The organism is Propionivibrio sp. (assembly GCF_049316945.1).
Taxonomy (GTDB): Bacteria; Pseudomonadota; Gammaproteobacteria; order Burkholderiales; family Rhodocyclaceae; genus Propionivibrio.
Map to the genome: position 1 here is coordinate 1 of NZ_JBMOJE010000190.1, position 6,759 is coordinate 6,759.

At 51.0% G+C, this 6,759-nt stretch carries 16 protein-coding genes; 6 read left to right on the forward strand and 10 right to left on the reverse strand.

Going from position 1 to position 6,759, the window contains the following annotated elements; translation table 11 throughout:
- The first annotated feature begins 134 nt into the window (after nt 1-134).
- Nucleotides 135-296, forward strand: coding sequence for a DUF5710 domain-containing protein (locus ACOYNV_RS24655; RefSeq protein WP_422902459.1), 162 nt, complete (start codon nt 135-137; stop codon nt 294-296).
- Between the two features lie 48 nt (nt 297-344).
- On the opposite strand, the gene ACOYNV_RS24660 is transcribed toward ACOYNV_RS24655, so the two are convergent.
- From ACOYNV_RS24660 to ACOYNV_RS24695, 8 genes are all read right to left on the reverse strand, one after another.
- A complete protein-coding gene (locus ACOYNV_RS24660) occupies nt 345-650 on the reverse strand; it encodes a hypothetical protein (RefSeq protein ID WP_422902460.1) in 306 nt (101 codons plus the stop codon).
- Nucleotides 640-1,086 (reverse strand): type II toxin-antitoxin system HicB family antitoxin, encoded by a 447-nt coding sequence (locus tag ACOYNV_RS24665; RefSeq protein ID WP_422902461.1) that lies wholly within the window; start codon nt 1,084-1,086, stop codon nt 640-642. Before ACOYNV_RS24665 ends, ACOYNV_RS24660 begins: the two co-directional genes overlap by 11 nt.
- 3 nt (nt 1,087-1,089) lie before the next feature.
- Nucleotides 1,090-1,350, reverse strand: a complete 261-nt coding sequence (locus ACOYNV_RS24670; RefSeq protein WP_422902462.1) for a type II toxin-antitoxin system HicA family toxin — start codon at nt 1,348-1,350, stop codon at nt 1,090-1,092.
- Nucleotides 1,351-1,556: 206 nt separating this feature from the next.
- Entirely contained in the window at nt 1,557-1,757 is a 201-nt protein-coding gene (locus tag ACOYNV_RS24675; protein WP_422902463.1) for a type II toxin-antitoxin system HicA family toxin, read from the reverse strand.
- Nucleotides 1,757-1,987, reverse strand: a complete 231-nt coding sequence (locus ACOYNV_RS24680; protein ID WP_422902464.1) for a DUF1902 domain-containing protein — start codon at nt 1,985-1,987, stop codon at nt 1,757-1,759. The genes ACOYNV_RS24675 and ACOYNV_RS24680 overlap by 1 nt, the downstream gene beginning before the upstream one ends.
- Before the next feature lie 105 nt (nt 1,988-2,092).
- Complete coding sequence (locus tag ACOYNV_RS24685) at nt 2,093-2,389, reverse strand: hypothetical protein (protein ID WP_422902465.1); 297 nt, start codon at nt 2,387-2,389, stop codon at nt 2,093-2,095.
- Nucleotides 2,390-2,411: 22 nt separating this feature from the next.
- Entirely contained in the window at nt 2,412-2,849 is a 438-nt protein-coding gene (locus tag ACOYNV_RS24690; RefSeq protein WP_422902466.1) for a hypothetical protein, read from the reverse strand.
- On the reverse strand, nt 2,846-3,172 hold the full coding sequence (locus ACOYNV_RS24695) for a DUF4258 domain-containing protein (protein ID WP_422902467.1): 327 nt from the start codon (nt 3,170-3,172) through the stop codon (nt 2,846-2,848). Before ACOYNV_RS24695 ends, ACOYNV_RS24690 begins: the two co-directional genes overlap by 4 nt.
- Before the next feature lie 140 nt (nt 3,173-3,312).
- Between ACOYNV_RS24695 and ACOYNV_RS24700 the strand changes: the two genes are divergently transcribed.
- Nucleotides 3,313-3,486: a hypothetical protein gene (locus tag ACOYNV_RS24700; RefSeq protein ID WP_422902468.1), complete on the forward strand. Its 174-nt coding sequence runs from the start codon at nt 3,313-3,315 to the stop codon at nt 3,484-3,486.
- A 44-nt stretch (nt 3,487-3,530) separates the two neighbouring features.
- On the opposite strand, the gene ACOYNV_RS24705 is transcribed toward ACOYNV_RS24700, so the two are convergent.
- Together ACOYNV_RS24705 and ACOYNV_RS24710 are read right to left on the reverse strand one after the other, a co-directional pair.
- The gene (locus ACOYNV_RS24705) at nt 3,531-4,022 is read right to left on the reverse strand and encodes a hypothetical protein (RefSeq protein WP_422902469.1); all 492 of its coding nucleotides are present in this window, start codon (nt 4,020-4,022) and stop codon (nt 3,531-3,533) included.
- Nucleotides 4,023-4,399: 377 nt separating this feature from the next.
- Complete coding sequence (locus ACOYNV_RS24710; RefSeq protein WP_422902470.1) at nt 4,400-4,879, reverse strand: helix-turn-helix domain-containing protein; 480 nt, start codon at nt 4,877-4,879, stop codon at nt 4,400-4,402.
- An 11-nt stretch (nt 4,880-4,890) separates the two neighbouring features.
- Between ACOYNV_RS24710 and ACOYNV_RS24715 the strand changes: the two genes are divergently transcribed.
- The 4 genes from ACOYNV_RS24715 to ACOYNV_RS24730 all read left to right on the forward strand — a co-directional run bounded on the left by ACOYNV_RS24715 (nt 4,891) and on the right by ACOYNV_RS24730 (nt 6,598).
- Complete coding sequence (locus tag ACOYNV_RS24715; protein WP_422902471.1) at nt 4,891-5,085, forward strand: Cro/CI family transcriptional regulator; 195 nt, start codon at nt 4,891-4,893, stop codon at nt 5,083-5,085.
- A 100-nt stretch (nt 5,086-5,185) separates the two neighbouring features.
- Nucleotides 5,186-5,443, forward strand: coding sequence for a hypothetical protein (locus ACOYNV_RS24720; RefSeq protein ID WP_422902472.1), 258 nt, complete (start codon nt 5,186-5,188; stop codon nt 5,441-5,443).
- Nucleotides 5,444-5,565: 122 nt separating this feature from the next.
- Nucleotides 5,566-5,793: a hypothetical protein gene (locus tag ACOYNV_RS24725; protein ID WP_422902473.1), complete on the forward strand. Its 228-nt coding sequence runs from the start codon at nt 5,566-5,568 to the stop codon at nt 5,791-5,793.
- Nucleotides 5,794-5,869: 76 nt separating this feature from the next.
- Nucleotides 5,870-6,598 (forward strand): phage antirepressor KilAC domain-containing protein, encoded by a 729-nt coding sequence (locus ACOYNV_RS24730; protein WP_422902474.1) that lies wholly within the window; start codon nt 5,870-5,872, stop codon nt 6,596-6,598.
- Nucleotides 6,599-6,759 lie beyond the last annotated feature (161 nt).

Consider the following 6,759-nt stretch of genomic DNA (forward strand, 5'->3'; position numbering starts at 1 on the left):
CCGCTGGCACCATTAGGCCGCGATTCGGTGGCTCCAATGGGGCGAGATTTGTCAATGGGGAAGTGTTGCCCGAAGCAAAGCCCGTTTCCTACCGCTGCTTAGGTTGAATATACATAGGATTGATGATGAGGATCATGCTGGAGGTGCCGTACTCGGATCGCAACAAGGCGAAGGCGCTCGGGTGCCGGTGGTCTGGTGCAGAAAAGCGGTGGTATATCGACAACCCCGATAACTTGCTGCCGCTCATGCGTTGGATGCCAGCGCACATGAAGAAGGCGCACATAGCCAAACGCTAGACGAAAAAAACCCGCACTTGGCGGGATGGGTGTGGCGATGGGGTGGCGTTACTTAGGGGAGGTTGTCTTACGTGTTTTTGGTTTTGTTGTTTTTGGTTTTGGATTAACTATTGAAGCGTCTACGGTACTTGCTCCCGGCGCTGGCGACTCAACAATGCCAATCTTTGAAACACCAACGGCAGCACCTGGAAGCAGGTGCTCACTGGATGGTCCAAACTGACCCACTCCAATTTGGAACTCTAGCATTAGATCAAACTTCCCTTCGTGAATACCCAAGTGCTTAATTATCAGCGCTGTTGTTTCTTGAAGACTAAAAGTGTGATTGCTGATTGGTGGCACTGGATCAGTGGACACGGCGATTCTCCCAAGAAGCTTTATTCATTGCTGTGGTTGCCGCAGCGATTATTGGCGAATCATTTTGTGGCTGAATAGTTACATTTATATTGTTAATGCCTTTCGATCCGTTGAGATATGAATCAATCGCGCTCGAAACAATATCGTTCAAATATTTATTTTCTCTCGCCGCCTTAGTTAAGGCCTGGCGATGCAAGGCGGGGGGTATTCGAACGCTAAACACCCCGTTGCAAGGTTTTTGTACAGGCCTGCCAAGCTCTTCACAGGTATTCACATAATCTTCAACCGCTGCTTGGAATTCGGCCGCAATTCCTTCAACGTCATCGCTTTCGTAGGTGATTACATCGCTAATAAATAGAATCTTCCCACGAAGCACGGCCCTGTCTGAGTCATACTCAACAGTTCCCTCAAATTCTTTGTACTTTAATGTTCCCATTATTTACCTCCCGACAAATCCGTGAATACGAAGATGTTCAACAATGTCATCAATGCAACCCTTGTCAACGTCTGGCGATGGGTGTGGTTCGTGGCAAATTATCAAAGCGTCTTTCTCTTTGTGAAAAAACTTCCGTCGTGATCCGCTGTTTGTAAGCATTCGATATCCAAGGCATTCCAGTGCACTTTTTAAGTCCGCCCATTTGACATTAGAAGGAGTGGGAGTGCGACACATCTTCTCGATTGTTTTCTGCTGTTTTGACATGCTCAAACCCTGTGCGTTCAAAAGTGTAACCGGAATTCAGTTACAAAACCAGTTTTTAGACAGAATTAAGACTGCCAGTCTACGCGTTGAACTGTCCGAAATTTCCGTACAGTCCTGAATCCTCAAGCCTACCGCTCACAATCGCGCCTTCAATAAATACGGGCATCTTCAGGCTAGTGTTCTGTAGAACGCCTATTCATGCGGGTTCAGAAGAACTGCTTCGGCAGTCCGGCTTGGACAAGCGTTCCGTTGGCTGTATGTCGGGATAGTATCTTGCTGTCGACCGTGAAGTTCTTATGGCTGATCGGGGAATACCAGATTTGGTGATCTCCCTTGCCATCGCGTACAAAGTGGCATCCGGCGCGCCTGAGCAGTCGAATTAACGCAGGGGTAAAGCTACTACCCATCAGTGGCAGTGATTGGCCTGGGCCGACCTGTGCGCGATCAATTCAAAGGGAACGCAGGCGTACTCATGGCCGTCATTTAGTTCCAGAAGCTCGGGGAGCATGACCTTGAGTTTTTCAAGCAGGGCTTCAGCCGTGGGAGCTTCCGTCGACAAGCCGGGAACATTGCTGTCGGCAACGTACCAGACCCGCGCCTCTTCGTCCCACTCGGCTTTGATGGTAAAAGTAATCATGGTTTTAAGTATCCTCTATTCAAATTTCAAATGCATATACGCTACAAGCCAATGAATACGGGCATCTTCAGGCTATGGTTCTGTAGAACGCCTATTCATGCGGGTTCAGAAGAACTGCTTGGCAAAGTTTGTTATCGCCACCGCGAGAACAGCGGCAAGCATCCATTGCAGAAGGGCGAATTTACCGTCGTGCTCTATCAGCTTGCGTTCAATCTTTTCAACGTCGCTATGAATCGACTTTTCAAACGAAGACAAGTCCCCGCGAGTCGCCAGAGTTGAGTCAAGCGCTTCAGCCATAATCTCACGCTGGGCATTGACGAACGCCTCCGCGAGTTGTGTAGAAGCTCCAGCGGCTTCAAGTTGCTTTACGTACTTAAGCGTGTCAAACGTTACGGTGCTCATGCGCTTCTCCTTTGCTGCCAGTCTATGCAGCAATCAACCATCCATGTTCGCTTTCTTCGGCGGTCATGCGCTCATATTCCGCGTGGTCGGTGTCGTTGATACGCTCGATTGTTGATCGTATCGGAATGTTTCCTCCGATGTGCTCCAGATAGATCAATCGAATCATCCGGTCAGCCGTCTTTGGCACTCGACCAGTCTTTTCCCACTTCGCAACCGCCTGGCAGGTTGTGCCAAGCAGTAGCCCGAGTGCATTCTGTGACAAATCCATTTCTTTTCGGATGAAACGTAGTTCTGAGCCGGTAATCCACGCCTTCCTTGAAAGCGCCTCGCCTATGGCTCTGTGCAACCCTTCAATGTTGTGGATAGCCACGCCTTCGCCATAGTTGGTTTCGACAAGATCAAAGCCGCTGGCTAGCCAGATATTGCGCAGGCCGCTTTCCGTGTAGTGGTATTCGCTCATTTCATCACCGTAACGACAATGCAAAAGTCACCTTTTTCTCGTTCTTCTATGACTACCGGGACGCTGATATTGTCGCCAGCGTTTCTGTGCGATACCTTCGCCCTCCATTCTCCACGTTCCGTAAGGTGGGCAGGTTCGCTGATCGTTCCTTTTTGAAGGCACTTAACGACTTGTCCCATGCTTATATTCCTTTCGCGCATTCGCTTTTTGGAGTGGCCTACAAGGATTATTCTCGATGAGTCAGCCGCAGCCAAACGGAGCCGATTCAAGAAGTTGGCATCGTTAAGAACCAAAGGAAGCGGCGTTACCGTGCTTGTTTTCATACCTATACATTATATAGGTATGATTGGAAAAAATACAGGGAAATTAGATATTCTACCGCTCACCCTCGCGCTTCTTCGGTGGGCTAGAGTCGGTCAGCGGTTCGGTGTCGCCCTAAGAATCGTAGCTTGGCGGTAGACCCATGAAGTTCAAAGGCGATCTGCCAACTTTTGTTTTGAAAAATGTCGATCTTCCACAGCGCGGGGTTGTACCCCTTGATCCGGTGCAGGCGCAACTTGCCAGCGGATGGGTTCTCAACCAGCGCATCAAGCGCGGCGAATGCTGCCGTTCGTATGTCGGGAGGGGCTGCGGATAGCTGCTTATCGAAACGGGGCGTGCTGTCGAGAGTGGTAACCTGGATCACAAACCTATCCGAGCGAATAGCGCTGCGGCGGAAGTGACCGTAACCCCAGATACGGTATCAATCTCGCTATCGTGGGTCATAACAGCCCATCGCAACGAATCAAGCGCGTCGTGAAGATCACCAAGATTATTTATGGCAGCAGTGTAGGCTTCAACAACTCCGTCATCGGGAAGAAGATCAGGAGACCCGAGGGCCGCATTGCGCTTGGCAACGAACAACTTGTAAGCGTTCTCGGCGGAATACTGAACTGCTTCGAGCATCGGGCATACAAGATCGTCAGGATCGATTGGGGTGCACGGATGGGCGGACTGAATCTTTTCAGTCTCAAGGTGCAACAGCTTTGCGTCTGCGCCTGCGCGTTCAGCAATCCAAGTGACCATATCAATTGTCTGCTCGATCAAATTGAGAACGTCAATGCTCCGTGCGGTAGTCTCATAGGCAGACCGCTGGATAAGCTCAATTTGGTATCGGGTAGTTAGGGAATTCATCAGATCATTCTATCCACAAATCCCAACTTGTAAAGATCGAGCGTAAAGAATTCTACCGGACTTCACCCTCGCGCTTCTTCGGGGGGGGGGGGGGGGGGGGGGGGTAATACTACTGCCTCGCCGATCGTTCAACTGGCGTCGATTGTGCAGGTACTGGGGGTATGTTTTGGCTGCCCAATGAACGTCCGGCTTCGTCCTGAGAAGTAGCGCTCGGTAACTGGCGGCCAGATCGCGGCGTTCCATGAATTCCAGGATTGAATTGACACCACCTTCAACCGTCTCAAGCGGAAAGGTTAAGTCGTTGAATAGTGCTATGACCTTAGTCATAGCTTCAATTTCGATGTCCCTCGGGATTTCGCGGTCACCTGGTTGGGATATCAGGCGGCCTTTCCTTTTGGGACAAGTATAGGTTCTGGCACATGAATTTCATGCTTCGCCCTCAAGGCGGCTGCCTGTATCTCAAACCTAAACGCCTGCGCTTCGTATGGCCGTAGTTTTTCCAACTCTGCAAGCGTATCAAGGATCGGGTCGCGGGACTGTTCTTCCGAACTGATGGATGTAACAGATGCGGATAACTCGGGCGTACCCTTTCCAGTTTCAAGGTAAGCAGGATTTATGCACAGGACAGAACTCATTTTGATGAGTAGTGAGCCGGATAATGTTTTGGTTTTACCGCTCTCAAGATGGTTGATTGCCGAAGGATCAACGCTACAACGCCTCGCAAGCTCGGATTTATTGAGCTTTGCGGCGAGTCTGGCTTGATTGATTCTGTCTTTTAGTTCCACGAAATAATCATAAATCAGCTCGATTTGTCTGTGCTCACGATTTTTATTGCAATTAAGTGTGAGTGTGCTCATAATGAATCCTTATGAAAACACAACAAGCTATTGACTGCTTTGGATCGCGTGGAGAGCTTGCCAGCAGGCTTGGTATCGACATTACCGCTACCTATCATTGGGGAGAAACTGTTCCTGAACTTAGGCAGTACCAAATTCAGGTGCTCACCTGCGGAAAGTTGATCGCGTCTGTTCCTGTTCGCCCCCCCGCCAAGCAGGCCGCCTAGATGATCCTCAAGCCCTCTACCTGCGCTGCGACTCGGGCGATTGGCGTACATCTCGGCCACCTCGTCGATGAAGACCGCGTCATTGGCCGCAAGGACTGACATGGCACACCCCGAGAAGAAGTTGGCAACGCTTCCGCCTACACGCATCGAAGAATCTGTGCGAGCCGCAGCGATTGAAATCGCCATTAGCAACGACAGAACGCTTTCTTGGGTTGTCGCCACCGCGCTAAAGGAGTTCATCGGCAGGCATGAGGATAAGAGTGATTCCATGAACGATATGTTCGCCCAATGGAAACAAAGATTCAACGATTCTCAGGTATCCCAACGTGCTACTGATGCTTTGCCATTAGATGACTAATTGGAAACAGGTATGAAAAACACCAACAACTACCAGTGCAAGCGCTGCAAGCAGATCGTCTATACGTTCGCTGGCAGGAAGCGTTCAGTGTCGGGCGGATGGATATGTCCAGGGTGCGCTAAATGATCGCACTCGAAGCCAAGGCGCAAGCCACAAAGATACTCGAACGCTGCTCAAACACCGGCAAGGCGCTGGCCGTCTTTGTCCGTGGCGGGCGTATCTCCGCTGTCGGTATCGAGACGGACAGCTACGAGGACAAGCAACTATCACCGACGCACAAGCTGATCGGCGTCTATGACGCGATGTGCGAGGTTGAGAGTCTGGCTGACGATCTGATCGAGTACGCATAAATAGGAAAACCCCGCAACCGGGAAAGGTGGGCGGGGTTTATTTGAAGCAGAAGTAACCAACAGGAGCAATTCTAACATGGATCAACTTTCAGTAATAGGAAATACACCGACGATGACCAGCCGCGAGATTGCGGAAATTATCGGTAAGCAGCATAGCAACATAAAGATCAGCGCCGAAAGACTCTCATCGTCAGGGGTCATTGGAACCCTTGCGACGCAAGAGTTCACGCACAACGGGAATGAATACACGGAATACCTGCTTTGCAAGCGGGATAGCTTAATTCTCGTTGCTCAGAATTGCCCTGAATTCACCGCTCGAATTATCGACCGCTGGCAGGAACTTGAAACGCGCCAGTCACTCCCGGTCGAACTGTCCCGCATGCAGCTCATCAGCATGGCGATGGAAGCTGAGCAGGAGCGCTTGATCCTTGTCGATCAAATAGCCGTGGTCGACAAGAAGCTGGCCATCGCTGCACCGAAAGCCGAAGCACTTGACCGCATGGCGCTGGCCGACGGCGAGGTGTGCCTGCAAACAGCCGGAAAGCTACTTCAACAGCCGCCAAACAAGTTCATCGCCTGGTTGCGCAGCACGGGAACATGGATATTCAAGCGCCATGGCAGCAAGAACAACTCGGCCTACACCGACAAGATCAACGCCGGCTACCTCAACGTGCGCACCACCAGCACGATCATGCCCGACGGCAGCGAACGCGTAAATGAGCAGGTTGTGGTCACTCCAAAAGGGTTGGCCAAGCTGGCCTTGATGCTCGGCGTGCAGACTCAACAAGAACTTGGCGGTATGTGATGGCCGGAGACTGGATCAAGATGCGCAGCAACCTTTGGGACGATCCAAGGATTGCACGACTGTGCGACATGACCGAATCAAGCGAAGCTACTGCTATCGGTGCGCTCTGTTAACGGTGTCGTCTCGCCGTAGAAATCTGGCGTCAACGGTTTGGCAAACCG

Bases quoted from the DNA above. Each gene is read 5' to 3' on its own strand.
- ACOYNV_RS24670 (WP_422902462.1), bottom strand. From the start codon at position 1,350: ATGTCAAAACAGCAGAAAACAATCGAGAAGATGTGTCGCACTCCCACT.
- ACOYNV_RS24700 (WP_422902468.1), top strand. From the start codon at position 3,313: ATGAAGTTCAAAGGCGATCTGCCAACTTTTGTTTTGAAAAATGTCGAT.
- ACOYNV_RS24655 (WP_422902459.1), top strand. From the start codon at position 135: ATGCTGGAGGTGCCGTACTCGGATCGCAACAAGGCGAAGGCGCTCGGG.
- ACOYNV_RS24680 (WP_422902464.1), bottom strand. From the start codon at position 1,987: ATGATTACTTTTACCATCAAAGCCGAGTGGGACGAAGAGGCGCGGGTC.
- ACOYNV_RS24695 (WP_422902467.1), bottom strand. From the start codon at position 3,172: ATGAAAACAAGCACGGTAACGCCGCTTCCTTTGGTTCTTAACGATGCC.
- ACOYNV_RS24665 (WP_422902461.1), bottom strand. From the start codon at position 1,086: ATGGGAACATTAAAGTACAAAGAATTTGAGGGAACTGTTGAGTATGAC.
- ACOYNV_RS24725 (WP_422902473.1), top strand. From the start codon at position 5,566: ATGATCGCACTCGAAGCCAAGGCGCAAGCCACAAAGATACTCGAACGC.
- ACOYNV_RS24730 (WP_422902474.1), top strand. From the start codon at position 5,870: ATGGATCAACTTTCAGTAATAGGAAATACACCGACGATGACCAGCCGC.
- ACOYNV_RS24710 (WP_422902470.1), bottom strand. From the start codon at position 4,879: ATGAGCACACTCACACTTAATTGCAATAAAAATCGTGAGCACAGACAA.
- ACOYNV_RS24685 (WP_422902465.1), bottom strand. From the start codon at position 2,389: ATGAGCACCGTAACGTTTGACACGCTTAAGTACGTAAAGCAACTTGAA.
- ACOYNV_RS24720 (WP_422902472.1), top strand. From the start codon at position 5,186: ATGGCACACCCCGAGAAGAAGTTGGCAACGCTTCCGCCTACACGCATC.
- ACOYNV_RS24715 (WP_422902471.1), top strand. From the start codon at position 4,891: ATGAAAACACAACAAGCTATTGACTGCTTTGGATCGCGTGGAGAGCTT.
- ACOYNV_RS24675 (WP_422902463.1), bottom strand. From the start codon at position 1,757: ATGGGTAGTAGCTTTACCCCTGCGTTAATTCGACTGCTCAGGCGCGCC.
- ACOYNV_RS24690 (WP_422902466.1), bottom strand. From the start codon at position 2,849: ATGAGCGAATACCACTACACGGAAAGCGGCCTGCGCAATATCTGGCTA.
- ACOYNV_RS24705 (WP_422902469.1), bottom strand. From the start codon at position 4,022: ATGAATTCCCTAACTACCCGATACCAAATTGAGCTTATCCAGCGGTCT.